Source organism: Pedobacter nyackensis (genome assembly GCF_900176505.1).
In the GTDB taxonomy this organism is placed as follows: Bacteria; Bacteroidota; Bacteroidia; order Sphingobacteriales; family Sphingobacteriaceae; genus Pedobacter; species Pedobacter nyackensis.
In genome coordinates this window covers 711,647-737,814 of record NZ_FWYB01000002.1, presented here as the reverse complement: position 1 = coordinate 737,814, position 26,168 = coordinate 711,647, and the positions used below count along the sequence as shown (strand labels likewise).

Annotated in this window: 27 protein-coding genes; 12 read left to right on the top strand and 15 right to left on the bottom strand. The window is 39.5% G+C overall.

Annotation, left to right across the window (positions count from 1 at the left end):
• The first annotated feature begins 47 nt into the window (after positions 1-47).
• Both B9A18_RS07400 and B9A18_RS07395 read left to right on the top strand, forming a co-directional pair.
• A complete protein-coding gene (locus tag B9A18_RS07400) occupies positions 48-1,274 on the top strand; it encodes a Glu/Leu/Phe/Val dehydrogenase dimerization domain-containing protein (RefSeq protein WP_084288603.1) in 1,227 nt (408 codons plus the stop codon).
• A 5-nt stretch (positions 1,275-1,279) separates the two neighbouring features.
• Positions 1,280-2,398 carry a mechanosensitive ion channel family protein gene (locus B9A18_RS07395; protein WP_235005257.1) on the top strand — a complete coding sequence of 373 codons (1,119 nt, stop codon included), beginning with the start codon at positions 1,280-1,282 and terminating at the stop codon, positions 2,396-2,398.
• A gap of 72 nt (positions 2,399-2,470) precedes the next feature.
• On the opposite strand, the gene B9A18_RS07390 is transcribed toward B9A18_RS07395, so the two are convergent.
• Genes B9A18_RS07390 through B9A18_RS07380 form a run of 3 tightly spaced genes read right to left on the bottom strand, consistent with a single transcriptional unit; the run spans position 2,471 to position 5,909 of the window.
• Complete coding sequence (locus B9A18_RS07390) at positions 2,471-3,130, bottom strand: phosphatidylserine decarboxylase family protein (protein WP_084288601.1); 660 nt, start codon at positions 3,128-3,130, stop codon at positions 2,471-2,473.
• A gap of 54 nt (positions 3,131-3,184) precedes the next feature.
• Entirely contained in the window at positions 3,185-3,742 is a 558-nt protein-coding gene (gene hpt / locus B9A18_RS07385) for a hypoxanthine phosphoribosyltransferase (RefSeq protein ID WP_084288600.1), read from the bottom strand.
• A gap of 10 nt (positions 3,743-3,752) precedes the next feature.
• Positions 3,753-5,909 (bottom strand): transglycosylase domain-containing protein, encoded by a 2,157-nt coding sequence (locus B9A18_RS07380; protein ID WP_084288599.1) that lies wholly within the window; start codon positions 5,907-5,909, stop codon positions 3,753-3,755.
• A gap of 160 nt (positions 5,910-6,069) precedes the next feature.
• On the opposite strand from B9A18_RS07380, the gene B9A18_RS07375 reads away from it, so the two are divergent.
• Genes B9A18_RS07375 through B9A18_RS07365 form a run of 3 tightly spaced genes read left to right on the top strand, consistent with a single transcriptional unit; the run spans position 6,070 to position 8,157 of the window.
• Positions 6,070-7,158 carry an Mrp/NBP35 family ATP-binding protein gene (locus B9A18_RS07375; RefSeq protein WP_084288598.1) on the top strand — a complete coding sequence of 363 codons (1,089 nt, stop codon included), beginning with the start codon at positions 6,070-6,072 and terminating at the stop codon, positions 7,156-7,158.
• A 56-nt stretch (positions 7,159-7,214) separates the two neighbouring features.
• On the top strand, positions 7,215-7,460 hold the full coding sequence (locus B9A18_RS07370) for a NifU family protein (protein WP_084288597.1): 246 nt from the start codon (positions 7,215-7,217) through the stop codon (positions 7,458-7,460).
• 55 nt (positions 7,461-7,515) lie between these two features.
• Positions 7,516-8,157, top strand: coding sequence for a peptidase associated/transthyretin-like domain-containing protein (locus B9A18_RS07365; protein ID WP_084288596.1), 642 nt, complete (start codon positions 7,516-7,518; stop codon positions 8,155-8,157).
• On the opposite strand, the gene def is transcribed toward B9A18_RS07365, so the two are convergent.
• Together def and B9A18_RS07355 are read right to left on the bottom strand one after the other, a co-directional pair.
• Entirely contained in the window at positions 8,154-8,714 is a 561-nt protein-coding gene (gene def, locus B9A18_RS07360; protein ID WP_084288595.1) for a peptide deformylase, read from the bottom strand. The genes B9A18_RS07365 and def overlap by 4 nt on opposite strands.
• 18 nt (positions 8,715-8,732) lie before the next feature.
• Complete coding sequence (locus B9A18_RS07355; RefSeq protein ID WP_084288594.1) at positions 8,733-9,962, bottom strand: M16 family metallopeptidase; 1,230 nt, start codon at positions 9,960-9,962, stop codon at positions 8,733-8,735.
• Between the two features lie 127 nt (positions 9,963-10,089).
• Here B9A18_RS07355 and htpG point away from each other — a divergent pair, with 127 nt between their 5' ends.
• The gene (gene htpG / locus B9A18_RS07350; RefSeq protein WP_200816322.1) at positions 10,090-11,979 is read left to right on the top strand and encodes a molecular chaperone HtpG; all 1,890 of its coding nucleotides are present in this window, start codon (positions 10,090-10,092) and stop codon (positions 11,977-11,979) included.
• 271 nt (positions 11,980-12,250) lie between these two features.
• Here the strand turns inward: htpG and B9A18_RS07345 are convergent, their stop codons facing one another.
• Positions 12,251-12,715: a pyrophosphohydrolase domain-containing protein gene (locus B9A18_RS07345; protein WP_084288593.1), complete on the bottom strand. Its 465-nt coding sequence runs from the start codon at positions 12,713-12,715 to the stop codon at positions 12,251-12,253.
• A gap of 359 nt (positions 12,716-13,074) precedes the next feature.
• Here B9A18_RS07345 and B9A18_RS07340 point away from each other — a divergent pair, with 359 nt between their 5' ends.
• The 5 genes from B9A18_RS07340 to B9A18_RS07320 all read left to right on the top strand — a co-directional run bounded on the left by B9A18_RS07340 (position 13,075) and on the right by B9A18_RS07320 (position 16,993).
• Positions 13,075-13,776: a DUF4397 domain-containing protein gene (locus tag B9A18_RS07340; protein WP_084288787.1), complete on the top strand. Its 702-nt coding sequence runs from the start codon at positions 13,075-13,077 to the stop codon at positions 13,774-13,776.
• A 252-nt stretch (positions 13,777-14,028) separates the two neighbouring features.
• The gene (locus tag B9A18_RS07335) at positions 14,029-14,562 is read left to right on the top strand and encodes an RNA polymerase sigma factor (RefSeq protein ID WP_235005256.1); all 534 of its coding nucleotides are present in this window, start codon (positions 14,029-14,031) and stop codon (positions 14,560-14,562) included.
• Positions 14,559-15,872: a hypothetical protein gene (locus tag B9A18_RS07330; RefSeq protein WP_084288591.1), complete on the top strand. Its 1,314-nt coding sequence runs from the start codon at positions 14,559-14,561 to the stop codon at positions 15,870-15,872. Before B9A18_RS07335 ends, B9A18_RS07330 begins: the two co-directional genes overlap by 4 nt.
• 212 nt (positions 15,873-16,084) lie before the next feature.
• The gene (locus tag B9A18_RS07325) at positions 16,085-16,684 is read left to right on the top strand and encodes a TlpA family protein disulfide reductase (RefSeq protein ID WP_084288590.1); all 600 of its coding nucleotides are present in this window, start codon (positions 16,085-16,087) and stop codon (positions 16,682-16,684) included.
• Positions 16,685-16,711: 27 nt separating this feature from the next.
• Complete coding sequence (locus B9A18_RS07320) at positions 16,712-16,993, top strand: hypothetical protein (RefSeq protein WP_084288589.1); 282 nt, start codon at positions 16,712-16,714, stop codon at positions 16,991-16,993.
• Here the strand turns inward: B9A18_RS07320 and B9A18_RS07315 are convergent.
• From B9A18_RS07315 to ruvX, 9 genes are all read right to left on the bottom strand, one after another.
• Positions 16,990-18,528 carry a YifB family Mg chelatase-like AAA ATPase gene (locus B9A18_RS07315; protein WP_084288588.1) on the bottom strand — a complete coding sequence of 513 codons (1,539 nt, stop codon included), beginning with the start codon at positions 18,526-18,528 and terminating at the stop codon, positions 16,990-16,992. The two genes, B9A18_RS07320 and B9A18_RS07315, sit on opposite strands and share 4 nt — an antisense overlap.
• 123 nt (positions 18,529-18,651) lie before the next feature.
• A complete protein-coding gene (gene ffh / locus B9A18_RS07310) occupies positions 18,652-19,986 on the bottom strand; it encodes a signal recognition particle protein (protein WP_084288587.1) in 1,335 nt (444 codons plus the stop codon).
• Positions 19,987-20,069: 83 nt separating this feature from the next.
• On the bottom strand, positions 20,070-21,086 hold the full coding sequence (locus B9A18_RS07305; RefSeq protein WP_084288586.1) for a DUF3078 domain-containing protein: 1,017 nt from the start codon (positions 21,084-21,086) through the stop codon (positions 20,070-20,072).
• A 73-nt stretch (positions 21,087-21,159) separates the two neighbouring features.
• Complete coding sequence (locus B9A18_RS07300; RefSeq protein ID WP_084288585.1) at positions 21,160-21,492, bottom strand: hypothetical protein; 333 nt, start codon at positions 21,490-21,492, stop codon at positions 21,160-21,162.
• Positions 21,489-22,241: a hypothetical protein gene (locus tag B9A18_RS07295; protein ID WP_084288584.1), complete on the bottom strand. Its 753-nt coding sequence runs from the start codon at positions 22,239-22,241 to the stop codon at positions 21,489-21,491. The genes B9A18_RS07300 and B9A18_RS07295 overlap by 4 nt, the downstream gene beginning before the upstream one ends.
• A 47-nt stretch (positions 22,242-22,288) precedes the next feature.
• On the bottom strand, positions 22,289-23,191 hold the full coding sequence (locus B9A18_RS07290) for a glucosaminidase domain-containing protein (RefSeq protein ID WP_084288583.1): 903 nt from the start codon (positions 23,189-23,191) through the stop codon (positions 22,289-22,291).
• A complete protein-coding gene (locus tag B9A18_RS07285) occupies positions 23,191-23,871 on the bottom strand; it encodes a glucosaminidase domain and LysM peptidoglycan-binding domain-containing protein (RefSeq protein ID WP_084288582.1) in 681 nt (226 codons plus the stop codon). The genes B9A18_RS07290 and B9A18_RS07285 overlap by 1 nt, the downstream gene beginning before the upstream one ends.
• A gap of 3 nt (positions 23,872-23,874) precedes the next feature.
• Positions 23,875-24,510 carry an O-methyltransferase gene (locus tag B9A18_RS07280; RefSeq protein WP_084288581.1) on the bottom strand — a complete coding sequence of 212 codons (636 nt, stop codon included), beginning with the start codon at positions 24,508-24,510 and terminating at the stop codon, positions 23,875-23,877.
• Positions 24,507-24,923, bottom strand: a complete 417-nt coding sequence (ruvX, locus tag B9A18_RS07275; RefSeq protein WP_084288580.1) for a Holliday junction resolvase RuvX — start codon at positions 24,921-24,923, stop codon at positions 24,507-24,509. Before ruvX ends, B9A18_RS07280 begins: the two co-directional genes overlap by 4 nt.
• 95 nt (positions 24,924-25,018) lie before the next feature.
• On the opposite strand from ruvX, the gene B9A18_RS07270 reads away from it, so the two are divergent.
• Positions 25,019-26,167: a DNA polymerase III subunit gene (locus B9A18_RS07270; RefSeq protein ID WP_084288579.1), complete on the top strand. Its 1,149-nt coding sequence runs from the start codon at positions 25,019-25,021 to the stop codon at positions 26,165-26,167.
• Position 26,168: the final 1 nt, after the last annotated feature.

Genomic DNA, 26,168 nt, shown 5'->3' with positions numbered 1-26,168 from the left:
AGGTTTTTTTGTTTGTATATCTTTGCGCCAACTAACTTAATATAATAATGAAAGAACTGTTAAAGAAATTTGAGGAGAAGCGACCGGAGATTGTTTTTGAGTGGAAAGATAAGGAGTCTGAAGCTGAGGGCTGGGTTGTGATCAATTCGCTGCGTGGTGGAGCTGCCGGTGGTGGTACACGGATGCGTAAGGGCCTCGACAAAAGAGAAGTTGAATCTCTTGCGAAAACAATGGAAGTGAAATTTACGGTATCAGGACCTCCGATTGGTGGAGCGAAGTCTGGTATCAACTTCGACCCTGCTGATCCTAGAAAAAAAGAAGTATTGGAGCGCTGGTACAAAGCTGTAATGCCTTTATTAAAAAATTATTACGGTACCGGTGGGGATTTGAATATTGATGAGATTCATGAGGTGATTCCTATTACGGAGAATTATGGCTTATGGCATCCTCAGGAAGGTGTAATCAATGGTCACTACCATGCCAGAGAAAACGAACGTATTCACCAGATTGGTCAATTGCGTTATGGCGTATCCAAAGTGTTGGAGGATTTGAATTATACGCCTGATATCAAAAGAAAATATAAAGTTGCGGATATGATTACCGGCTACGGTGTAGCGGAGTCGATTGCACATTTTTATAGCATATGGGGTGGTGAATTAGCGGGCAAAACCGCAATCATTCAAGGCTGGGGTAATGTAGCAGCAGCTGCAGGATATTATCTGGCTCAAAATGGCGTAAAAATCGTTGGTATTATTGACCGCGTTGGTGGATTGATCAATAAAGAAGGTTTTACTAAAGAGGAGATCATCGCTTTATTTAATAATAGAGTTGGAAACACATTGGTGTCTCCGGATCTTATTTCTTTTGAAGAGGCTAGCAAGCAGATCTGGAATGTAGGTGCAGAGATATTTGTTCCTGCGGCAGCATCTAGACTTGTTAAACAAGATGAAGTGGATCAGTTGATCGCTGGTGGCCTGGAAGTGATTGCCTGCGGTGCAAACGTTCCTTTTGCGGATAAAGAGATTTTCTTTGGAAGCATCATGGAGCATGTTGACGAGCATGTTGCCGTAATTCCTGATTTCATTTCAAACTGCGGTATGGCAAGAGTTTTCGCTTATTTGATGCAAAGAAATATAGAGATGAGTGATGATGCTATATTTACAGATGCATCTCAGGTGATCTATAACGCAATGAAAGCCGTACATCTGGAATCTGATAAACGTACTGGACTTTCTAAAACAGCATTTGAAATTGCATTAAAACAATTGGTATAATTAATATGGACAATCAATTTTTTGAACAGATTTTCTGGGGTAATACGGCTAAACAATACTGCGTTTTTGTGGGGATTGTTTTATTGGGGTTGTTGTTTAAAAGATTGGTTTCCAGGTTATTTAGTCTTTCGCTTTTTAAGATATTTAAGAGTTTTGCCGAGGAAGTTAATGGCGATACTTTTGTTGCGCTGCTTATTAAGCCAATAGAGTCATTCATCACCTTTTGTACCATATATCTTGCGATCAATAAGTTAAGTCACCCACTTGATATCGTGCTTTGGGATAAGCCGAAGACGAAGCTTGAGGTGACTATTGGGGATTGTTTAGATAAAATTTTTCTATTTCTGATTATCCTTGCAGTTTTCTGGATTATTTTAAGAATAATTGATTTTATAGCCTTTGTGTTAAAGCATAAGGCTATAAAATCTAATAATAGGGCCGATGATCAATTGGTGCCGTTTTTAAAAGAACTGACCAAAACATTAATCTGTTTTCTTGGATTTTTTGTGCTGCTCGGCTTTGTTTTCGAAATCAATGTCCTTACACTGATAACAGGTTTAGGTATTGGTGGTATCGCAATTGCCCTTGCCGCCAAGGAAAGTCTGGAGAACCTGATCGGATCATTTACCATATTTCTTGATAAGCCTTTTACAGTTGGAGATGTTGTTAAGGTTGATGGAATTGAAGGAACGATAGAAAAGGTTGGCTTTAGAAGCACCTGGTTGATTAGTCCGGATAAAACCACAATCGTAATCCCTAATAGGGCTATGATCGACGGCGTACTTGAAAATGTAACACTCAGAAACTATAGAAGAGTGAATTTCTTTATCGGAATCACTTATGAAACGGATCCGGCAGATATTAAATTGATATTAGAGGCAATTGGAGGCTTTCTGGCGGCACATCCGGATACAAAGGATGGTTATGCTGCTTTTGATAATTTTGGCGATTCTGCCTTAAATATTCAAGTAGTTTACCTTGTTACAAACATGGAGTTCGGTAAGCATGTAAAAGTGAAAGAAGAAATCAATTTTAAACTGATAGAAATTGTTAAACAATATAGGTCAGACTTTGCCTATCCAACACAAAGATCAATTGAGGAGAAAGCTTACTCAACGAATTAGCCAATAAAAAAGCGCAGACAATATATGTCTGCGCTTTTTTATATCCTAAAAAGAGGATTTACCCCTCAATTATTATGCAAGTTCAGCTAATACGGTAATACCGCCTTTTACTACCTGATTCAGCTCCAGATTTACCTTGGTGCCTAGAGGTAAGAATACATCTACTCTTGAACCGAATTTGATAAAACCGAATTCTTTATTCTGTTCAACTTTATCGCCTTCCTTCACATACCAGACAATTCTTCTGGCAAGCGCTCCGGCAATTTGTCTGAACAATACAGGAGTCCCGTTTTTATGTTCTACAACAACTGTTGTACGCTCATTTTCTGTAGACGATTTAGGATGCCATGCAGCTAAATATTTACCTGAGTGGTATTTAAAGAACTTAACTACACCTGAAATAGGATTTCTGTTGATATGGACGTTTACCGGCGACATGAATATGGATACCATTAGTCTTTTATCTTTAAAATATTCTCCTTCTTCGGTTTCTTCAATCACTACAACTTTTCCATCTGCAGGACAGATTACCAGATTTTCACCGGTAGTAAATGTGCGGGATGGATTTCTGAAAAATTGTAAAACGGTAACTAAAAGTGCGAATGAGAAAATATAGATTAGCCACCTTAACCAGGTTATATCATCGAATTTATAAGAAATAACGGCATTCAGAATAAAGATGAAAAGTACTGATAATGCAATGGTAGTGTAACCTTCTTTGTGTATGGTCATTGATATAGATTGTATGTTGTATGTTTTCACAAAATTGTGAAAAAAAAATTACATTTAAGGCAATTGAGACGGAACAGTTTTCTCACTGTAGATATCCTTAAGGTTTCTGCCAAGCCCATTATAGTCTAAACCATAGCCCACCACAAATTCATTTGCGATTTCAAAAGCCACATATTCAAGCTCATCAATTGGCTGTTTTAAGGCTTCAGGTTTAAATAATAGCGTGCATACCCTAACTGATGCCGGGTTTTGCTTGTGCACTTCGCTGAGTACGTGTCTAAGGGTAAAGCCAGTGTCTACAATATCTTCAACAATAATGATGTCTCTATTGTGCAGGTTGTCTGGCAAACCGAAGGTTTCTTTTATTTTTCCGCTGCTTTCAGCGCCATCATATGAGGATACGCGAATAAACCCAATTTCACAAGGGGTTTCAATTTCTCTAAGCAGATCGGCCATAAAAAGAAAGCTGCCATTTAATACCCCGATAAATATGGGGCAGCGGTCTTCGTAATCTACATTTAGCTGAATACCAATCAGACGGGTGCGTTTGCTGATATTGTCATTATCTAAAAGAATTTCGAACGTTCTATCTTCTATTTGAATTTTATTCATGCTGGTTATATTAAAGCTGGGTGGCTTTTTCTTTTTCCTTCTCTTTTTTTCGTTGGTCCCTTCGTTCCTGCCTTAATTCTTTTCTTGTTTTGGTCGTATCAGTTTTAACGGCCGGAGTAGTTGTAGTATCCTTTTTCTGTTTGCCAAATATCCGGTCGAACAGACTTTTTGAAGCATCGTGCGTTTCAACAGCCGGTAGTGGATCTTCGTTGTCAAAATCATTGGTGTCTATTGTTGCCGTGTCAGGGAGCAGATATTTTCTTAACCCTTCACGCAAGCGAACATTGTAAAAGCCATAGCCGCTACTATCCGTTGGGGTAAGTCCCCGGCCAGCCATAATCTTGCCTATAAATTTAAAATATGGATACATGTAGTCCTTAAGGCCACCATCATCTTTAAACTTATATAGGGCTATTTTAGGTCTGGGAACAATATTGGCCAGGAAAATGCCTTCGCCAATATTCAGGTCAGATGGCTTTTTGCCAAAATAGTATCGGGTGGCCTCTCCAATTCCGTAAATGTTCTGCCCCATTTCAATGATGTTAAAGTACACTTCCAGCATTCTGTTTTTACTTACCAGACGATTATTTTCTATCAGCCAGACGATAAGGATTTCCTCCGCCTTTCTGGATAAAGTTTTTTGTCTGCTGAGGAATATATTTTTAACCAGCTGCATGGAAATGGTACTTCCACCTCTTACAAATCTCTTTTCCTTAAAATTAACGGCAATGGATTTACGGATAGATTCCAGCACAAAGCCTTTATGGCTAAAAAATGAAGGATCTTCCGAGGTTAATATCGCGTTTTTAAAGTTGCTGGAAACCTCAGAAAGCGGTGTATAGTTAGGATTGGCAGGACCAATCAAGATGTCGCGCATTGGTTTACCACGCTCATATGGCGTATAAACAAAGTCCTTATTTATCTTTTGCAGGTCTGTTTTTCCCCATTTCAGGATTTTAAAATTAGTTGGCGTAAGGCCTGAATAAAACTTTACGCTATCCGGTAGCGAGCTATCCAGGTAAAAATTCAGGTCATAACGTATTTTACCACTTACACGCATTCCATCAAGAGATTCGAATAAGCCCTGAGGGAAAGCACTTAATACCTCCTGGGCATCCTGATCTGGAGCATGGAGTTTTACTTCATAAATTTTATTCGGAGAAAGGGTATATTTTAAATAAGGGTGTATGGAAGCTTTTTTCAGAAATACGGTTGATGAGCTATCCAGAGCGACATAATTTTTGCCAATTAACATATCCGCATCAATCTTTGCATCAGGAACGATGATGTCATTGGATGCAATTTTAGGATGGTTGATGAGTAAATTTTTTATTGACCACGAGCCTGATATTTTGAAATCATCACCACTGTACTCGGCACTTTTCATCTCAGTTCTTACCGTGTCGAAGCTAAATTTAGCTCGCAGTTTACGTTCCAGATAAGGGAGTTCAACTTTCTTATTATCTGCAAAAAGCATGATGTCCATTTGTTTTTTTCCTGGTTTTACCGTTCCGTTAATATGCCAGGTCGACTCGGTGCCATTCACTAAAATGGTTGAATTCAAGTCACCATCTTCTATTGTAGCTTTAGTGGTTAGGAAAGTAAGTTTAGCGGTGTCGTTATCGTTTACATTCAATAAAAAGTCCTTAATCTCCATATTGTCCGGGATCTTATACAAAACCTGGTTCAGGAGGTTATGCGCCAGGTCGGACAGGTCAACTTTAGATTTCTTTTCTGTATCGTCGTTCTTTTTTCTTTTCAGCAGGAAATCGAGATTGCTTAAGGAGTCTTTAAAAACGATGTTCAACTGGCCAACATTCAGGTTGATTTCAGAGAGCTTAACATCACCAAAAATCAAAGGAAAGAGTTTAACCCCGATGGTCATGTCGGATATCGTGGTCAGGGTATCACGGTCTTTTGGAACTACCGAAACATCTTTCATGTGTATGGTACTTAATCCCTTAAAGCCATATTCGGCGATTTTCACCTCCAATCCGTAGTCTTTCTCTGCTTTGGCGATGGCCTTTGCCATCATTTTATCTAAGAGGGTTTCTCTTTTGTTGTAGGCAATAATGCCAGCGGTAATCAGCAGAAGAAGAAAAATCCCCAATACCCACACTCCGGCTTTTACGTATTTTTTGGGGATGTTAATTTTTGGAAGGTGCATGCTATAAAATAGATTTTATTGCTAACGTTAAACTCTGGTGTTTATTTCGTGTTAAAATTACAATAAAAAGGAGCATTCCCCGACGAGTTATTCACTTTATTGCAATATTGTTGGTGGTGTTCATGGTTGCTATCACAGTTTTAGCTAGTTTTGAATAATTATGATTAGCCCAGAACAAGTCCTAGCCGCTTTGAGAAATGTTGAAGATCCCGATCTTAAGAAAGATCTGGTTACGCTGAACATGATCAAAGACTTAAAAATAGTAGATAAACAGGTAAGTTTTACCCTTGAGTTGACAACTCCTGCCTGTCCGATGAAAGATATGCTGAAAAATGCATGTTTAAATGCCGTTAAGCATTTTGTTAGTCAGGAAGCAGAGGTAGAGATCAATATCACTTCAAGGGTAACTAAGCCTATGGATACCACACAGCTTAAAGACATCAGGAATATTATCCTGGTTTCTTCAGGTAAAGGTGGTGTTGGTAAATCTACTGTGGCCAGTAATTTAGCTATCACCCTTGCTGCTGATGGAGCTAAGGTTGGCTTAATTGATGCGGATATTTATGGGCCTTCAGTTCCTACCATGTTTGATCTTGTGGGTGCAAAACCTAGCGCAAGAGAAACTGAGGATGGGAAGACCCTGATATTGCCGATTGAGAAATACGGTATAAAATTACTTTCGCTAGGCTTTTTTGCGGATCCCGATCAGCCAGTGCCATGGCGTGGACCGATGGCTTCTAATGCAATTAAGCAACTTTTTAATGATGCCGACTGGGGTGAGCTGGATTATCTGATTGTAGATTTACCTCCGGGCACTGGAGATATCCATATTACCGTTACTCAGAGTTTCCCTATCGCAGGTGCAGTGATTGTTACTACACCCCAACAGGTGGCTTTGGCCGATACACGTAAAGGATTGGCGATGTTTAAAATGCCAAGTATCAATATTCCGGTTTTAGGTGTAATAGAGAATATGGCTTATTTTACTCCTGAAGAGTTACCGGACAACAAGTATTACATTTTTGGAAAAGATGGTGGAAAGGAGCTGGCGAAATCATTCTCAGTACCGTTCTTAGGAGAGATTCCTATTTTACAGAGTATAACTGCAGGCGGCGATAGCGGTGTGCCGGTAGCTTTAGATAGGACCAACAAAATAGCAGTATCTTTTGCAGAAATCGCCGGCAGAGTTGCACAGCAGATTGCCATAAATAATGCACAAACGGCAGGAGACCTTTCTTTGACCGTTTAAAAATGGTTCAAATGAGGAAAAAAATTACTATTTTTATATTTTAATAATTTACCAAAATGAATTTAACTGAACAAGTAGAGCAAGCATTAGAAACGATCAGGCCATATTTAATTGCTGATGGTGGAAATGTTGCTATTGAGGAGATTACGGCTGAAAATGTAGTTAGATTGAAATTATTGGGTAACTGCGGATCCTGCAAGATGAGTTTCATGACGATGAAAGCAGGTGTAGAACAAGCGATTATGAAAGCTGTTCCGCAAATTACCGCTGTTGAGGCGATTAACCTGGTTGAACCGGTTTAGTCGATTTAACACAATTTAACTAGCCGTTTTATTTATAACAGCTATTTTTGTAATTATGAAGTACGCACTAACCATCATGTTGTTTCTTTTAGGCTCTTCAGTGTTTGCGCAGCAAATTACAAAGGAGAAACCATTGATTCAATTTACCGGTATCATTACCGATGTGGATAGTAATACGGTTGTACCTTATGTTACGGTTACCAATTTAACCAATAAGGGACAGCGTTATGCTGCCAATTACAAAGGATATTTTTCATTTATCGCCCATCCTGGGGATACGATATTATATACAGCAATAGGTTATAGAGACCTGTTGCTGGCTATTCCTACTCAGACTGCAGACAGTAAGTATACTGCCATGATTAAAATGAAGGCAGAAATTGTAAATCTACCTACAGTAAGGGTTTACCCTTGGGCAACGGTAGAAGACTTTACAAGAGATTTTATGTCTATGAAGATTGCAGATGATGATTATGTCATCGCAGCTCGTAATCTTTCGGCAGAGAGCCTTACCGGTCTAATTCAGAGCTTACCACGTGATGGAGGAGAGATTCAGGGTATTAATTATAGGCTAAACCATGATCGTGCTTTAAACAAGAACATGGTTCAGACTAATCCTTTATTGAACCCATTTGCATGGGGTAAGTTAATGCAGTCTATCTTTAAAGGAGATAAGATCAGAAGCGAAAGTAATTAACGTCTTTTGTTTTGGTGCGGAAAACGCATCTTATAATCCGCTTTTACATTCCCTTTAGAAATCGCATCAAGCTTGCTTTTAAGCATTCTTTTACGCAATAAGCTTAGGGTATCTGTAAACAGCTTTCCTTCAATATGATCATATTCATGCTGAACTACACGTGCAGGCATTCCTGTAATGGTTTCCTCATGAAGCTCCCAGTTTTCATCATAGTATCTGATTAGTACATTAGGCTTGCGCATAACATCTTCTCTAATATCAGGAATACTTAAACAGCCTTCATTAAAAGCCCAGGGTTCACCTGTTTCTTCAATGATCTGGGCGTTAATGAATACTTTTTTGAACGGGTTTTTATCATCCTCATCGGCTCCAGTATCAACAATAAACAAGCGGATCGGTAAACCTATCTGCGGCGCGGCCAGTCCAACGCCATGCGCATGATACATGGTTTCGAACATGTTGCTTATTAATTGTTTAAGGTCCGGGTAATTCTCATCAATAGGTGTGCATACCTTTTTCAGAACCGGATCTCCGTAGGCTATAATGGGTAGTTTCATAGTGCAAAAATACAAATATTACCCTAAAGGATAAAAGGTTAAGGATGTAAGATTACTTTCATCTAATATTTCATTGGCAATATTGGCCATATCAGCAGTACTTACGGCCTGAATTTTCTTGAATATGATTTCAAGGCTGTCAATATTATCATAATCGATCAGGCTTTTTGCCATGGCCACGATCAGGCCAATCCTGTTTTCTTCTCCCAGTGCAATCTGACCAATAAACTTATTCTTAGCCTTTTGTAGTTGAACTTCAGTTAAGGGTTTGTCTTTTACCTTTTTGAATTCTTTAAGGATCAGCGCTAATGCTTTGTTCACTTTTTCCTTGTCTGTACCAAAATACAAAGTAAAAATACCCGTATCGCTAAGTGGGCTGTAGCTGGTCTCGATGGTATAGGCAATGCCGTATTTCTCTCTGATCTGTAAATTCAGGATAGAACTCATTCCGGTGCCGCCAAGCAGATTATTTAACAACAATAAGCCAGTTTTGTAGGGATGGTGTAAAGAGTAAGCCTGCGTACCCATCATGATATGTGACTGTTGAATGGGCTTTTGAAAACTTTGTATAAGAACTGGCGCCTTTACCGGGACTATCCGTGTATTTTTATATGGATTGGCCGGGATGTCCGCATAATGCTTTGATCCAATTTTTACCAGCTTGTTTAAAGAGTAATTGCCTAATACTGCAATCACAATTTTATCGGTATGATAGTTATCCTGAATAAACTGCAGAATATCCTTTTTATTTAGCTTATTTACACTTTCGGTAGTGCCCAATATGTTTCTACCTAGTGGATGACCCGCCCAAAGCAGATCTTCAAAATCATCACATATTGCTTCCTCCGGCTGATCGAGATAAGAGGAAATCTCATCCAGGATCACACTTTTCTCTTTTTCCATTTCATCTTCCGGGAAAGTTGAATGAAAAACGATATCATTAAACAGTTCTAAAGTTCTGTCCAGATATGGATTAAGGAAAGAAGCATGGATGCAGGTGTATTCTTTAGTCGTATAGGCGTTCAGGTCAGCTCCCACGCTTTCCAGTCTGTTCAGAATCTGGTTGGTGTTGCGTTTTGCTGTACGCTTAAAAATCAGGTGCTCAATAAAGTGTGCCAAGCCCGATTGCTCGGCTTTTTCGTCTCTGGAACCACTGTTTATGATGATACAGGCATGAGATATTGCAGATGCTGAAGGTACATGAAGTAAGCGGATGCCATTTGGCAAGGTATGAACGTTGTATTCCATTAAAGGGCAAAGGTACACAGAAAAATATCATGGGATTATAATTTTATCAGAACTGTCAATTTGACAACAAAGGGAGTTTGGAATGGCCATTGATAAGGGTGTTATGTACTTAAAAATGAGTTTACATATGAGCATAGAAGAAAAAGGAAGCATTTCCATTCACACGGAGAACATTTTCCCAATAATCAAGAAATTCCTGTATTCAGATAACGAGATCTTTTTAAGAGAACTTGTATCAAATGCCGTTGATGCGGTACAAAAAATCAAGCGTTTAGCTGCACTTGGTCAATATAGCGGAGAACTGGGCAATCCATTAGTAGAGGTTGCAGTAGACGAGGAAAAAAAGACCATTACCATTACAGATAATGGTTTGGGTATGACCGCCGAAGAGATTAAAAAATATATCAACCAGGTAGCTTTCTCTGGTGCGAGTGAGTTCGTTGAGAAGTTTAAAGATGCGAAAGATGCAAACGAGATCATCGGTAAATTCGGTCTAGGCTTCTATTCTGCATTTATGGTTGCGGATCTTGTAGAGATCCAGACCCTTTCTTATCAGGATGGTGCGGAGCCTGCCCGTTGGGTATGTGATGGTAGTACTGAATATGAAATTACAGCTGGTAACAGAACCACTAGAGGTACTGAAATCATTTTACATGTCAATACAGAATCAGAAGAGTTTTTAAGCAAAAATAAGCTGGAAGAGATTCTGGATAAATATGGTAAGTTCTTACCTGTTCCAATTAAGTTTGGTACCAAAACAGAACAGGAAGAAGATGGCGAAGATGAAGAAGGAAAACCTAAAACCAAGAGTGTTGAGGTTGACAATATCATTAATACCACGAATCCAATCTGGACAAAAGCACCTGCAGATTTGTCAGACGAAGATTACCTTTCGTTTTATAAGCAATTGTATCCTTTCTCAGAAGATCCTTTGTTCTGGATTCACCTGAACGTAGATTATCCTTTCAACTTAACGGGTGTTTTATACTTCCCTAAAGTGAAGAATGATTTCGATATGCAACGTAACAAAATCAAATTGTTCTCTCGTCAGGTGTTCATTACTGATGAAGTAAAAGACATCGTTCCTGAGTTCTTAATGTTGTTACATGGTGTAATTGATTCACCGGATATCCCATTAAACGTATCAAGAAGCTTCTTGCAGGCAGATAGTAACGTTAAAAAGATCAACAGCTATATCACTAAAAAAGTGGCTGACAAGCTACAGGAACTGTATAATAAAGACCGTAAAGGTTACGAAGAGAAGTGGAGTGATATTGGCTTATTCGTGAAATATGGTATGGTGAGCGAAGAGAAATTTTACGAAAAAGCGAAAGACTTTGCTTTGTTAACCAATACTAGAGAAGAGCATTACACATTAGAAGAATACCACAATAAGGTGAAAGACACACAGACCGACAAAAATGGTCAGGTTGTTTACATCTATGCTAATGATCCGGCTAAGCAGGATAGCTTTATCCAGTCAGCCAATAAAAAGGATTACGATGTGTTATTGATGAATTCTCCGATAGATAATCACTTCATCAGTCAATTAGAGCAAAAGCTTGAAAAAACGGCCTTAAAACGCGTAGATTCAAGTGTAGCGAGCAAACTGATTGACAAAGACGATCACGTAGAGTCGGTATTGACAGAAGATCAGTCTAAAAAAGTTAAAGACATCTTTGAGAAAGCGATAACAAAACCTGGATACAGTGTAGAAATTGTGGGCTTAAATCCTGATGAATTACCCGTTACTGTGACTATGGATGAGTTTATGCGCCGCATGAAGGATATGGCTGCAATGGGTGGCGGTATGGGCTTTTATGGCAGCATGCCGGATAGCTACAAAGTGGCGATCAATGGTAACCATAAGTTGATTGGAAAGATCATTGCTACAGATAACGAAGCAGAGCAGGGTTTACTTGCTAAACAAGCAGTAGATTTAGCTTTGCTTGCGCAAGGAATGTTAACAGGAGCGGAATTGACGGCTTTTGTTAGTAGAAGTGTAGAGTTGATTTAAAACCCTCTTAAGAAAGGTTGAAGGCCGGATGTTCAAAATGAACATCCGGCCTTTATTTTTTTATGTCTGGTAACAGGCAAAGCATCAGGATGACGAATAAATTATCAGGCTGCTATTGGTCTGCTATTAGACTGGTATTGGTTTGGTATCGGACTGCTTTTAGCAGTCTGATGCCATGTTATAAAGCAGAGTCTTCTCAGCCTAATTTGATAACCCGCCACATGGCTTGTTGCATAGGCTTGGGTTTGATTTAGATGAGTCCTGTGTTTCCTTAGATCAGACTTTGTAGATCCGCAGGAGAGTAGTTGATTGATTTTAAGGTTTTATTATCATTTGTTCTGTATACCAGGAACAGTGATTCTTCTTCTTTGTGATAAGCATCACATTGCTGAGTCGTTCTATAATGCTGAATGGTTTCATTAGCTTCTTCAATAGATTTGCAAGCCTTACTCATATTTGAGCGGTGTACTTCTTCAAAAAGGGCTTTAAACTTATCAGCTAACCCAAATTCAAGAATCGCACCTGATAATACATATTGCAGGTCGCACAAAGCATCCGCAACTTCAACAAAGTCGTTCGCTTCGATGGCTTCTTTCAATTCGTTCAGCTCTTCGGCTAATAATGAAACTCTCAAATTTGCACGCTCTATAGCAGGGATGCCTGGTGTTTCTTTTATAGGGTGCTTAAAGGTTTTATGGAATTCTGCTACTTGATTTAGTGAATTTGCTTCCTGCATTTTTTTAGGGGTTATGTTGTGAGTTAAATTTACAATGTTTTTCTGTCCACAAAATTAAGGGATTAAAATTAATTTGTCAGATCGGGGGGCAAACATTACGGTTGTCCAGTCTTGGGGGCTAACAGCAGCGTTAAACGGATATGGGCTTCAACAACATCCAGCCCAATCTTGAGCGGATCTGCTCTGGGAATAAAAAAATACTGCCGGCTGTAGCGTTTTTGTATCAGCCCTCGTTTTAATAAGAAAAACAGTTAATGGCCATTAACGCATTGTTTTAAGAATTTTAAAAAATTAAATCATGGAGCCTTTGTCAGTTTGCAAATAATGACAGCTTCGAACCCCTTAAAAAATATATGATTATGAAAATTTCCAATTTCAAAGCGATATTTAAAACCTTTATTGCCGTGGTTACAGTTTCAGTAGTTTTTGCTGCTTGTTCAAAAGAGAAAATAGAGCCTCAGCAAGTAGCTGGTCTTTCTTTCATTAACGCTTTCCCTACTGCCGATTCTGTAGATTTTATTGTTGACCAGACTCGGGTTAATCTAAAACCGTTAAAATACAACAGTAAAATTGATTATCTGAACCTGTTCCCTGGAAACAGACTATTAGGTATAGCCAAACATGGTAAAAACAAGTTTCTTGCTTCACAGCGTTTTCCTTTAGCTTCAAGTGTAGGATATTCATTCTTCGTATTGGATACAATGGATTCAAACCCTAAAAAATTCCTTTTGCTTGAAGATGACCTAAGTGCTCCTGCTGCTGATAAAGCCAAAGTTCGTTTCGTGAACTTAAGCAAGGATGCACCTGCATTGAGCCTTGCTGTTAATGGAGGTACTACAGATTTGTTTACCAACAAAGCATTTTATGAGTCTACCGCTTTTACTTCTGTTGATCCGGGAGAAAGCTTAACTTTTAATATCAAAGCGGGTGAGTCAGTTAAAACTACATTGCCAAATGTTAAAATTGAGAAAGGTAAAATCTATACGATTTATGCCAAAGGTATCTCAACAGCAACAGTGGATAGTTTAAAATTAGGAGCTGCAATTTACACACACAAATAATATCTGCTTATATTTGAGGGTGTTCGAAAAGTTCCGGTCTACCCGTAATTTTTCAAGCACCCTCATTTTATTGTTTTGGTTTGGATTACAATGCCGCTAACAATGATCACCTGTAAATGACGTTTTTAACCTGTAAAATAGATGGTGTACTAATGGAACTCATATAAACTAACCCTAATTGCTGAAGAAAGAATGCTCAAGTTTGAGGACGCTATAGCGGGGTGTTTAAGGAACGACAATAAAAGCAAAGAAATGATGTATAAATCTTTCTATGGCTATTTAATGGGCGTAACTTTACGTTATGTGGACGACAGAAATGATGCAGAAGAGTTAGTTAATGATAGTTTTATAAAGATTTTTAAAAGCATAGGCCAGTTTAATGGACCTAAGTACGAAGATCAGTTGCAGAAAGCTTTTAAAGGCTGGATAGCCAGAATTTCGTCCCGAACGGCGATAGATTTCCTACGTGGTAAAAAGACTTTTTTATATGTAGACGACATTACGGAAGAGCAGCAGCCGCTCATTGAGCTGAATGCAATTTCACAATTAAATGTGCAGGATATTATGAAGCTTTTGAATGAGCTGCCTGAAACACATAAATTAATTTTTAATATGTACGAGATTGAAGGCTTTTCGCATGAAGAGATTTCAAAAATACTGAACATCCCAGAGAGCTCATGCAGGGTTTATTTAACAAGAGCAAAGAACAAGTTGAGAGAGCTGTATAAAAACTCCCTGATGAATTCATATGAACCGACAACAATTCAAAATATCCGAAGCGTATGAAACCGGTAGATGACGAGCTGTTTGCTCACATAAAGGAAAGTTTGACGGAGCATGAGGAGGCCTATGTTCCGGGTGCATGGGAGCACTTTGAGAAAAAAGAAAGCAAAAGAATCGGATGGTATTGGCTTGCCGGCTTAAGTAGCGCTGCCGCTGTCCTTTTAATCGGGTTTGCCTTATTCTATTCTGCAAATAACACGCCTGATCATAGGATCGTGCTGGAAGGAAAAGTTAAACCGATCAAACAAAATGTAAATAGATTGCCGGATACACCTTCAGCGGTGATAAATCCCGGTGCTGCAACCCAAAACCTGGAAACAGAAGTCGCCGAGAACGAAGCTGTGGTTGCGCAAAGAGAAAATAATCAGGTGCATAATAACCCATTGATTGTTACGGTTAAACAACCAGATCCGATTAAGCATGATGCTATTGTTTCAAATGTGCAACCTGTGATTTCTCCGAGACAAATTAATGCGTCAAACCCCGTGGTACGTGCTGATCAAAATGGAGTAAAGCAATCTGTTAATGATTCAATAGCCCTTGCCAAGGTTGAGATTAAAGAGAAGCCTGTTGTTGAGGACAATAAGCCTCGCAGTTTTCAAGAGTTTCTTGATGCTGAAGTTAAAGCGAATAAAGGAACACTGGCTGCGACAAAATCGACAACTAAAAAGATTGATAAATGGGATATGGGTGTTGTTGTTGCCCCTTCTATTGACAACAGTAAAAAACTGAATATGGGCTATGGATTTAGTTTGGATTACGCTTTATCCAGTAAAGTTTCTATTAGCTCAGGAGTTTCCTATAATGAAATGGGGGCTTCAAAAAGTGCAATTAGTAATGCTAATTCTGCACCAAACTCTCCTGCTGCTCCATCTGCAATGGTAACGGAAACAAAAAGTTTGCAGTCCGTTGAAGCTAGCCTTGTAGGAATCGATATTCCTCTTGGGATCAAATATAACCTGAGTAAGAAATTATATACCAATGTTGGGGTGTCTGCTTTTGCTATTTTAAACCAGACGCAACAGCATAATTATCTGCGGGGGACAGTAGAATATGTTCCTTCCACTATGACTAATGTTGCAGGTTTTAAAGCTGTTTTCATGGAAAAAAAGGTTTCAGAACCCGTTCCTGTTGAAGAGATCAGAGATGATAAGTACTTAGGGTTTTACAATCTTTCCTTTGGGTATAAGCAAAGCATATCCGGTAATAAAGCATTTTCTGTAGAACCTTTTATGAAGTTGCCTATGAAATCCTTTACAAAGGAAAACCTGCACCTTATGGGTACAGGGGTGAGGTTGAAATTTGATTTTTAATCAAGTTTACTCTTCTTTTAATTCCTTTAATATCCTTTCTATCTCTTTTGCATATATTGAATAGTAAGCCTTAAGCCAACAGGTTCTAAATAAAGGAAGTATAGAAACTGCTGATCAGCTTTAAACAATGGAATGTCAAAAGCGAACACCATTAAGCTCGGTGAAGAATAATCTCGTAACTTTACAACAATTGTTAGCTTTAATAATAGATCATGGAGAAATATTTCACTAAAAAGAACATTATAAATGCATTATTTTTTGGCTTTATTTTGTTGCTTATTTTTGTTCCTTCAACCAAGGCCCTAATGATAAGAGGCTTGATGAAGGTTGGACTGTTCAGTCCTTCTCTTGAAAGCCCTTCAGTTGAGACTGCCATTGAAACCGCTCCTATGGATCTTTCGGGTATCAAGTTTAAAGATGCCTCGGGTAAGGTGCTGGATTTAGGCGACTTAAAAGGGAAAGTTGTTTTTTTGAATTTCTGGGCCACATGGTGTCCTCCTTGTATCGCCGAAATGCCTTCTGTAAACAAGCTATATGAACAGTTTAAAAACGATAAGGAAGTTGTTTTTATATTGGTTGATGCTGATGGAGATTTTGCAAAATCACAAAAGTTTATGGATAAGAAGGACTATAACTTGCCTGTTTATATTGCCGACAGCAGTGTTCCGGAAGTGATCTTTAAAGGTTCTTTGCCAACTACTGTTGTATTCGATAAGATGGGACGGGTCTCTTATAATGAGGTGGGTGCGGCGAACTATGCCAGCGATAAGTTTGTCGAATTTATAAAGCAATTAAAGGCATCAAAAAAATAAGAATTCTGTAAATCAAACACATATTTTATGCAAGAACCATTTGACATTACGATAGGGACAACAGATTACGCGGTATTTCCGGAAGGCAACGATACTTACGTTATTTTTAAGGATGGAAAAGAATATGTTCATATTCAAAAGGACACAGAAGAGCAATGGTTAAAGTTGGATGATGAAACTGCGCTTCCTCTATTTGAAGCTAATGAGGAAATCAATGCCATAGGCAGAGCGATAATAGCTTATGTGCCGGAAGAGGAAGAAGAAGAAGAAGATGAAGAAGAGGATTCGGACGAATTCTTATTGAATTAGCCCGACCAGCTGTCACGGTCAAGGCTTCGGTAATGAATCGCTTCAGCCAGGTGCTCTAATTTGATCTCTTTGCTCTTCGCAAGATCGGCAATGGTTCTCGATACTTTTAAAATGCGGTCGTAAGCCCGGGCCGAAAGGCCCAGCTTTTCCATTGCGCCTTTAATTAAACTTTGCCCTGCAGCATCTATTTTACAAACGTTCCTTACCATATTAGGACTCATCTGAGCATTATAATACAGGTTGTGACTGGCGCTAAACCGCTTATCCTGTAAAGCACGGGCTTTAATTACCCTTTCTCTTATTGTTGCACTGTTTTCGGTTATAGAGGATGACGTCAGCTCATTAAAGTTTACAGGGGTCACCTCAACATGGAGGTCGATTCGGTCTAGCAAAGGGCCTGATATTTTGCTCAGGTATTTCTGGACAACGCCAGAACCACAGATGCATTCTTTTTCAGGATGGTTATAAAAGCCGCAAGGACAAGGGTTCATCGAGGCAATGAGCATGAAGCTGGCAGGGTATTCAACACTTGATCGCGATCTGGAGATGGTTACACAACGATCTTCAAGTGGTTGTCGCATCACTTCAAGTACGCTACGCTTAAATTCAGGCAATTCATCTAAAAATAGTACGCCATTGTGGGCCAGCGAGATTTCACCGGGTTGTGGATTGGCACCACCCCCTACCAGGGCCATGTCGGAAATCGTATGATGTGGGCTCCTGAACGGGCGTTCTGTCATTAGTGATTCTGCTGCATTCAATTTTCCGGCTACAGAATGTATTTTTGTTGTCTCTAATGCTTCCTGTAGGTTTAATGGAGGTAAAATGGTAGGCAGACGCTTAGCCAGCATGGTTTTTCCTGCCCCTGGAGGGCCAATCAGAATTAAGTTGTGTCCGCCTGCTGCGGAGATCTCCAATGCCCTTTTTATGTTTTGCTGTCCTTTTACATCCGAGAAGTCTTGCTCATAGCTACTTACATTGTTGAAAAACTCATCCCGGGTATTGACAATTACAGGTGCTGGTTTTTCGGTACCATTAAAAAAAGCGATCACTTCCGTTAAGTTACGCATTCCATATACCTCCAGCTCATTTACAATGGCGGCTTCCCGGGAATTGTCTTTTGGGAGGATAAATCCTTTGAAACCTGCAGCACGCGCCTGGATGGCGATGGGAAGTGCGCCTTTAATAGGCTGTAAGCCGCCGTCTAAGGAGAGTTCTCCCATGATGAAGTGTTTGTCTGTCTCCGGGCTTTCTATTTGTTCTGAGGCTGCTAAAATAGCTATGGCGATGGGGAGATCGTAAGCTGAGCCTTCTTTGCGGATATCCGCAGGAGCCAAATTGATGACGATCTTTTGTCGGGGCATTTTAAAGCCGGCCGATTGGATGGCACTTTCAATCCTTCTGAGGCTTTCCTTAATGGCATTATCGGGCAGGCCTACAATGTGGTATTTATTGCCTCCACCTATACTCACCTCTATGGTAATGGTTAAGGCATTCACTCCAAAAACAGCGCTGCCGTACGTTTTTATTAGCATAAATGTGAATCTATGCGGATTTGAAATGAGGTTGGTAAAGAATTGCCATTTATTTTAAAAATAAGGCAAAAAAAAATCCCAACCTATTAGTGGTTGGGATCGGTTAGGTTGTTGTAATATGTTTTACCTCTGTGGCATTTTAGGCATGTTTTTCATCATCCTTGCTGCTGTTGCAGGGTTGGAGAATTGTTTCATCACTTTACGCATATCTTCAAACTGTTTAATCAGTTTGGTTACTTCCTCTATTTTATTACCTGAGCCTTTTGCAATACGCAGTCGTCTGCTTTGCTGAATGCTGTCAGGGTTTTCACGTTCAAATTTAGTCATCGACTGGATAATGGCTTCTACATTTTTAAAAGCATCATCTTCAATTTCAACGTTTTTCATCATTTTGCCAACACCAGGAATCATGCCCATCAGATCCTTCATGTTACCCATTTTTTTAATCTGCTGGATCTGGTTGTAAAAATCGTTGAAGTCGAATTTGTTTTTACGGATCTTTTTCTGAAGTTCGGCAGCTTCTTTCTCGTCAAACTGCTCTTGTGCACGCTCAACAAGGGAAACCACATCACCCATCCCTAGAATACGTGAAGCCATCCTTTCAGGATAGAACACATCAAGGGCTTCCATTTTCTCGCCGGTACCGATAAACTTGATCGGTTTGTTGACTACAGATTTAATGGAAAGGGCAGCACCACCGCGGGTATCACCATCTAATTTCGTTAATACAACCCCGGTAAAGTCAAGTCTGTCGTTAAAAGCTTTTGCCGTATTAACCGCATCCTGCCCGGTCATGGCATCAACAACAAACAGGATTTCGTGCGGTTTTGTACTTTCTTTTACAGCAGCGATCTCGTTCATCATCTGCTCGTCTATTGCTAAACGACCTGCTGTATCTATAATGATTACATTATTGTTTTGTTTTTTACCTTCGGCTATACCTTCCATGGCAATAGCAACCGGGTCTTTAGACGCCGTATTTGCATATACCGGAACACCGATCTGCTCGCCCAGGATCTGTAACTGATCTACGGCCGCCGGTCTGTATACGTCGCCCGCTACCAGTAAAGGTTTCTTCCCTTTGCTTTTAAGGTAGTTCGCCAGTTTCCCGGTAAAGGTCGTTTTACCCGCACCATTCAGACCAGCAATTAATATGATGGTAGGATTTGCTTTTAAGTCAAGCTCAGTAACCTCACCGCCCATTAAGGCCGTAAGCTCATCGTTCATTACTTTGGTAAGCAACTGACCCGGAGAAACAGCTGTAAGTACGTTTAAGCCTAAAGCTTTTTCTTTTACCTCATCGGTAAAGCTTTTTGCTGTTTTATAGTTTACGTCGGCATCTAATAAAGCCTTACGGATCTCTTTCATGGTCTCGGCCACGTTGATCTCTGTAATGCTTCCTTGTCCTTTTAAAACTTTAAACGCACGATCTAGCTTATCCTGTAAATTTTCAAACATTTTCTTTAATGCTTAGTGTTCAATTTTTTGTAGCCTCAAAGGTATTAAATTTGGAGGAAACAGTTGGGATTAATTAAAAAGTATTAACGTGGGAAGACAAACATAACGCCCAGTGCGAGCGACTGGCTACCCTGTATCTTGGTATCATTGTCTCTGTCAAATAAACCAACACCTGTTAAGGAAACGTTCATTAAGCGGTTTAATTTCGACGTAATGGAAACATCCAGCCTGTGATCGACATTCACCAAAGCTCTGTCGTAAGGAATAAACATCTGATACCTGGCTTTTAAAACCGTATTGGTAATTACTTCTTTCTCAAAGTTACTTACAATCTGAAAAGCCAGCTCATTCTTGAACTTTTTACCATATTCTACGCCATATTTTGGAGCAATTGGCTTATTCGGATCAGTTGGAATGTCATAAACCGCGGTGTCTAGAACAAAGGTTTGCCTGGCACTACCAGTACCAATTCTGGTAGAAAAATATTTATTCGGTTTATACTCAAAACCGAAGGATTCAGTAAGATAGCCGGGTGACATGAATTTGGAAATAAGATTTGGAACTTCGTTACCCTCTTTATTTTTACTGTAAGAAAAACCGGAATCAAATTGTGATTCAAAGTTAATGGAGCCGAAGAAATACCAGTTTTTAGACAATTGTAAAGCAGCTTTATTATCCCAGAAAATCCTATCCCTGGTCTTTTTCTGCAGCTGATCTTTGTTTTTTATCTTTCCATATTCAAGAATAAGCTCGCTGACATAGCTATAGCTTTCCTTGCTGTATTCTGCTTTGTAATTAACAAGGCCACCTACGGCTAAGGAGTTTACACCTCCGCCTTTCCAGTTGTTTGAAAAGGTTGCCTGGTTGACATTGATGCCTACGGATGTTTTGGTTTTCCAGTAATTTACCCGGGCATCTACTACGCTTGGGGTTAATTCAACGGGCTTAAAAGAGATAGTCCCCGTTCTTGATGGTAAGGGGCTACGCTTTAATTTGATGTCGAGACCTTTAGTGTTAATAGGAATAGTGTCGATCTCCTGAGCATGCAGGGTTGTAGTACCGCAAAAAATTAATAGTAAATAGGCATAAAAACTCTTCATTACTACAAAGAAAAACAAAAAAGTGACGTATTAAAAGTTTAATAGTAAACTATTTGCATAAGACGTGGCAAAATCAGGAGGTTCTGATGTATTTTAGCCAGGAGAAAAACTTCCTTTTCTTTAAATAATCGAGGTTCTGATCACAGGCATAGGCCTCTCTTTCGAACACGATGTTAAAATAAGCACGATGATGATTCCGGTAACGAACCAGGTTAATTAAGTAGTTGATTAGATAGAGTAGGTAAAAGGGAATGATAAGTAGCTCTAGTTGTTGCCTCAAATGGATGCGCTCATGGTTTACTAATATCTTGTCGGTTTTCTGATACTTATCCCTTAAAAGGATAAAAGGAAAGATGGCCATGGCATTGGCGGGAATTTTAGTAAAGATCAAAAATCGCGTTTTCAAAACTTTTCAATAGTTATTTTCGGCAATGCAGGCAGTCTGAAGGCTGATGGGTTACGTTTATAATTGGCGTAATTGTTTTTCAGGTATACCACAAAGGCATAATCAGAGGCGCTTAATACAAAATCGTAGGATGGGCGGTACTGTTGCATAAAATCTTCGGCTTCAAAATCACCTATTTGTAAAACGCGTTTTACGTAGTCAGGTTTAAAGCGATAGTCGACTATTGCTTCTCTATAGTCTTTTTCCAGTATTTTTTGCAGATGGCGAGCATTTTTCCCCTCGCGGCTAAGCAGGTTATAGATGGCATCTATACCTAATCCGGCGCCACCTAAACCCAGATTAAGCAGGTCTTTTGCTTTTCCCTTATCCAAGGCGTATTTGTATTCTTTTAAGGTTTTATCATGGCGTTCTCTGGGGGTGTACTTATCGCCTATAATGGCAACTTCTTTTAATGAAATACCTAGCGATTTTAATTGGAAGTATACTGCTTTCTGATTATTAATGACTAGCGTGTCCAGTGCATAGCCTTGTAAAACCGCAAATAATGTATCACCTGGGTTGGCCTTAATGGTAAATTCTCCTTTTGGGGTATTGTAAATGCCCTCGTCGTTGGTCGAATTGTAAATATAAACCTTGGCCAAACGAAGCTTGGAATCCTTATCTATCACAAAGCCTTTCACCGATGGATGTTGGGCAAATGCTTTAAATGTTAGGCAGTAAAAGAGGATTATCAGGCTAAAAAACTTCATTTAATACAAAATTACAAGATAAGTATATCGATGTAATAATATTAACATTATTTAACTAAGACTAGTTTTTGTCCGATTTTAATTCCTTCGTCGTTAATGTTGTTTAGTGTTTTTATGGTGTCGACAGCGACGTTAAATTTCTTAGAAATGCCATAAAGGGTGTCGCCCTGTTTAACGGTGTAAGAGCCTGGTTTAAAAACAGGAGCCGTATTACTTGCTTCTTCGGTCGTTGGTGTCGGGATTCTCAGCGTATCCGGTGTTTTCATCACTTGTTTTGAAGGAGGACTCACTACCGGTGTAAATTTCTTTTTCTCATTGGGGATGTTCGCATTTATTTCTGAGAACACTTTGTCTTCGCGCTTTAGTTTATCCTTCTCTGATTCCTGTTGGTCGTACTGGTAAAGCTGGTATCGATCTATTACACTAATCAGCATATCCGGGTATTTAGGGTTTGTTGCATAACCTGCCTGTTTTAAGCCCAGAGCCCAGTTTTTATAATCATTTTTATCCAGTTCAAACAAAAAGCTATAGCGCTTTCTTTTTAGGAACTCTGAGTGGTCTTTATACGATTCACGAGCGTCTTTATATACCCTGAAGCAATCGTCGACTTTATCGTCTTCTTTAAAATATCCCTTTCCCTTCCAATCTGAAGTACATTTAATGCCAAAATGGTTGTTGGCATATTTAGCCAGACTGCTGTTGCCGCTTCCCGACTCAATAATGCCCTGTGCCAGAGTAATACTTGCAGGAATGCCGTATTTGTTCATTTCCTCAATAGCAACAGCCTTAAAAGTCTCAATATAATTCAGGGTAGTGTATGATTTAGCATTGGGATTAGCCTTGCTGGACGCTTTTTCAATTTGTTTATTGTTGCGACTATATTTTGTTGATTTACAGGCGTTCAAAAATATAACGGCTAGTAGTGCTAAAGCTAATGTTTTGTTGTTCATTATAATTTAAGTTTTTGTCCGGGTTTAAGGGCAGCGCTTTTTAAACCGTTCTTTTTCATGATTGCTGTTGGTGTGGTACGGCGTGCTTTTGCAATGTTGTGCAGGTTGTCGCCACGTTTAACCGTATAAGTTTTTGTAGATGAGCTTTTACTTCTGTGGGATGCTACAGGTTGTGGTGCAACAGGCTCTATATAATCGTCAGGTCTCTCGTCATATTGTACAAGGTCATTTTTTTTAATGATACCAATAATTTGTGAAGCCCAGGATCTGCTTCTTGCATATCCACCTCGCTGAATACCTTTTGCCCAGTTTTTATAATCATACTGGTCGTATTTATCAAATAGTTTGCTATAGGAGGCCCTGCTTTTTAAGAATTCAAGGAAATGATTATAGGATTCACTTATCGTGGGATAATCCCTATAGGAAGAACGAATTTCGGTATTACTGTTGGCGCCTTTAATTCCGAAATGATTGTTCAGGTAGCGGGCAATTTTACTGGTTCCAGAGGCTGATTCATGAATGGCAACCGCCAGAATGATACTGGCTGGGATGTTATGCTCGCGCATTAGTGTTTGTGCCAGTTCTGCATTATCGCTGATATAATTTTCGGTTGTTTGCGCTTTGGCGCTAAAAATATAGCAGGTTACAAATAGCCAGATGTACAGTACTTTTTTTATCATGCTTTATTTTTTTCTGATGACAAATAGACCGTCCCTAACCGGAAGGATTAATTTTTCTACTCTGTTGTCTGCCAAAATCTTATCATTAAATGTAGTGATGTTTTTAGTGTCCTTGTCTGGGTTGCTGTTCAGAACTTTTCCACTCCATAGTACATTATCAACAATGATTAGCCCACCAGGGCGTACCCTGTCGAAAATCAGGTCGTAATAGGTACCATTGTTCTTTTTGTCTGCATCGATAAAAACCAGGTCGAAGGTTTCATCCAGTCCACTAATGGTTTCATTGGCATCGCCAAGGATGTACTTGATTTTATGATTGTATTCAGATTCTGCAAAGTTCTTGCGAACCATTTCTTCGAGTTCTTCGTTAATGTCGAGGGTATAGAGCATGCCGTTTTCGGTTAAGCCTTCGGCAAGACAAAGTGTTGCATAGCCGGTAAAAGTGCCAATCTCCAGAATTCTGACAGGGCTCACCATTTTACTGAGCATACTTAGTACACGGCCCTGGTAATGCCCGGAAAGCATCCTGGGCATCAAGACTTTAAGGTTGGTTTCTCTGTCTATTCTTTGTAACAATGCACTCTCGGGTTCGCAATAGTTGAGCAGCAGTTGCTGCATATCTTCATTAATTAAGCTCATAAACGTTGTGTTTCCATAAAATATTGCAAGATTATGGTTGCTGAAATGGTGTCTACTCTTTCTTTGTTTCTCCGGTCCTGTTTTTTTAACCCGCTTTGCATGATGGTTTGATGCGCGAGTTTGGACGTGAAGCGTTCATCTATCCAGTGTTGCGGAATATTCGGGAATGTTTTTTTTAAGGTATTGGCAAATCCTTTTACATGCTGAGCAGATTCGGAAGGCGTACCGTCCATTTGCTTCGGGTCGCCAAAAACAAAGGCTTCCACTTGTTCAGTCAGCAGATATTTCTTCAGATATTCAATGATATCCTTAGGATGTATGGTGTCCAGTCCCGTTGCGATAATTTGCAGGGGATCGGTAACGGCTATTCCGATACGTTTGGTTCCATAATCAAAAGCAATAATTCTGGGCATGTGGGCAAAGATAAGTAAAATCCTAAAGGGTCATGAAATGTCAACTTTAGAGTGGCATTACACCCAAGTCTTAAAAAATTGTTATTTTGCACCAAATGCAGTTTAAAGAGATCGTCGGACAGGAGAATATAAAGCAGCAATTGATACAAACAGTTGCCGAGAACAGGATTAGTCATGCTCAGTTGTTTCTGTCTTGTGATGGCAGTGGCGCTTTGCCTTTGGCTATTGCCTATGCTCAGTATATCAATTGTTTGGATAAGCAGCTAGATGACAGCTGTGGGGTTTGCTCTTCATGCCGTAAGTATGAAAGGTATATCCATCCGGATCTGCATTTTTCCTATCCTTTCTTTGCTTCGAAAGATGTGAGGACTGCTGTTGACGTTCTGGAAGAATGGAGGAGTATGCTGCTGGCCGATGCTTATTTTGATATGGACATCTGGCGTTCTAAATTAAGTGCAGAAAACAAGCAGGCCAATATCAATATTGCCGAATGCCACGACATCATTAAGAAATTAAGCTACAAGGCTTTCGAGGCTGAAACGAAGGTGCTAATCATGTGGCTGCCCGAGTATTTGGACAAAGAAGGAAACGCTTTGCTGAAGATTATTGAAGAACCGCCTCAGAACACTTTGTTTATTCTGGTTGCCAATAATCAGGAACAGATTCTTTCTACGTTATTGTCACGTACCCAGATTGTTAAAATACCTAAGCTTTCACATGCAACAGTAGAAAGTTATTTGATGGAAGGTCATGGTTTGTCAGAAAATCAGGCTACAGAATATAGTTTTCTGGCAGATGGGAACCTGATCGAAGCCAAGTCGCTGGTGACGAATACGCACAATGAAAATGCGGATAAGTTTGCGGAGTGGCTGCGGATGGGGTATGGAAATCGGGTGTTGGACCTGACGACCTTTGTGGAGCAGGCTGCAGGTTGGGGAAGAGAAAACCAAAAGAACTTTTTAAAATATGGGATCAGTTTTTTACGCGAATGCAGCTTGTTGCTTAGCGGGGCTGAGGATCTCGTGAAATTACCTGTCAGGGCATTGGAAACAGCTAAAAAGCTCTCCACTCACGTATTGGATCTGAACATGGCGGATGCCATAATCACAGAGTTGGAAAAAGCGCATTATCATATTGAACGAAATGCGAACCCTAAAATTCTGTTTTTAGATGTATCTTTACAATTGGTAAAAATAATTAAGTTTAAAACGTTCCCGAAAGGGACTCAACATATATATAATTAAT

Excerpts from the sequence above, each read along its gene's own strand:
- B9A18_RS07400 (WP_084288603.1), top strand. The coding sequence starts at position 48 with ATGAAAGAACTGTTAAAGAAATTTGAGGAGAAGCGACCGGAGATTGTT.
- B9A18_RS07395 (WP_235005257.1), top strand. The coding sequence starts at position 1,280 with ATGGACAATCAATTTTTTGAACAGATTTTCTGGGGTAATACGGCTAAA.
- B9A18_RS07390 (WP_084288601.1), bottom strand. The coding sequence starts at position 3,130 with ATGACCATACACAAAGAAGGTTACACTACCATTGCATTATCAGTACTT.
- hpt (WP_084288600.1), bottom strand. The coding sequence starts at position 3,742 with ATGAATAAAATTCAAATAGAAGATAGAACGTTCGAAATTCTTTTAGAT.
- B9A18_RS07380 (WP_084288599.1), bottom strand. The coding sequence starts at position 5,909 with ATGCACCTTCCAAAAATTAACATCCCCAAAAAATACGTAAAAGCCGGA.
- B9A18_RS07375 (WP_084288598.1), top strand. The coding sequence starts at position 6,070 with ATGATTAGCCCAGAACAAGTCCTAGCCGCTTTGAGAAATGTTGAAGAT.
- B9A18_RS07370 (WP_084288597.1), top strand. The coding sequence starts at position 7,215 with ATGAATTTAACTGAACAAGTAGAGCAAGCATTAGAAACGATCAGGCCA.
- B9A18_RS07365 (WP_084288596.1), top strand. The coding sequence starts at position 7,516 with ATGAAGTACGCACTAACCATCATGTTGTTTCTTTTAGGCTCTTCAGTG.
- def (WP_084288595.1), bottom strand. The coding sequence starts at position 8,714 with ATGAAACTACCCATTATAGCCTACGGAGATCCGGTTCTGAAAAAGGTA.
- B9A18_RS07355 (WP_084288594.1), bottom strand. The coding sequence starts at position 9,962 with ATGGAATACAACGTTCATACCTTGCCAAATGGCATCCGCTTACTTCAT.
- htpG (WP_200816322.1), top strand. The coding sequence starts at position 10,090 with ATGAGCATAGAAGAAAAAGGAAGCATTTCCATTCACACGGAGAACATT.
- B9A18_RS07345 (WP_084288593.1), bottom strand. The coding sequence starts at position 12,715 with ATGCAGGAAGCAAATTCACTAAATCAAGTAGCAGAATTCCATAAAACC.
- B9A18_RS07340 (WP_084288787.1), top strand. The coding sequence starts at position 13,075 with ATGAAAATTTCCAATTTCAAAGCGATATTTAAAACCTTTATTGCCGTG.
- B9A18_RS07335 (WP_235005256.1), top strand. The coding sequence starts at position 14,029 with ATGATGTATAAATCTTTCTATGGCTATTTAATGGGCGTAACTTTACGT.
- B9A18_RS07330 (WP_084288591.1), top strand. The coding sequence starts at position 14,559 with ATGAAACCGGTAGATGACGAGCTGTTTGCTCACATAAAGGAAAGTTTG.
- B9A18_RS07325 (WP_084288590.1), top strand. The coding sequence starts at position 16,085 with ATGGAGAAATATTTCACTAAAAAGAACATTATAAATGCATTATTTTTT.
- B9A18_RS07320 (WP_084288589.1), top strand. The coding sequence starts at position 16,712 with ATGCAAGAACCATTTGACATTACGATAGGGACAACAGATTACGCGGTA.
- B9A18_RS07315 (WP_084288588.1), bottom strand. The coding sequence starts at position 18,528 with ATGCTAATAAAAACGTACGGCAGCGCTGTTTTTGGAGTGAATGCCTTA.
- ffh (WP_084288587.1), bottom strand. The coding sequence starts at position 19,986 with ATGTTTGAAAATTTACAGGATAAGCTAGATCGTGCGTTTAAAGTTTTA.
- B9A18_RS07305 (WP_084288586.1), bottom strand. The coding sequence starts at position 21,086 with ATGAAGAGTTTTTATGCCTATTTACTATTAATTTTTTGCGGTACTACA.
- B9A18_RS07295 (WP_084288584.1), bottom strand. The coding sequence starts at position 22,241 with ATGAAGTTTTTTAGCCTGATAATCCTCTTTTACTGCCTAACATTTAAA.
- B9A18_RS07290 (WP_084288583.1), bottom strand. The coding sequence starts at position 23,191 with ATGAACAACAAAACATTAGCTTTAGCACTACTAGCCGTTATATTTTTG.
- B9A18_RS07285 (WP_084288582.1), bottom strand. The coding sequence starts at position 23,871 with ATGATAAAAAAAGTACTGTACATCTGGCTATTTGTAACCTGCTATATT.
- B9A18_RS07280 (WP_084288581.1), bottom strand. The coding sequence starts at position 24,510 with ATGAGCTTAATTAATGAAGATATGCAGCAACTGCTGCTCAACTATTGC.
- ruvX (WP_084288580.1), bottom strand. The coding sequence starts at position 24,923 with ATGCCCAGAATTATTGCTTTTGATTATGGAACCAAACGTATCGGAATA.
- B9A18_RS07270 (WP_084288579.1), top strand. The coding sequence starts at position 25,019 with ATGCAGTTTAAAGAGATCGTCGGACAGGAGAATATAAAGCAGCAATTG.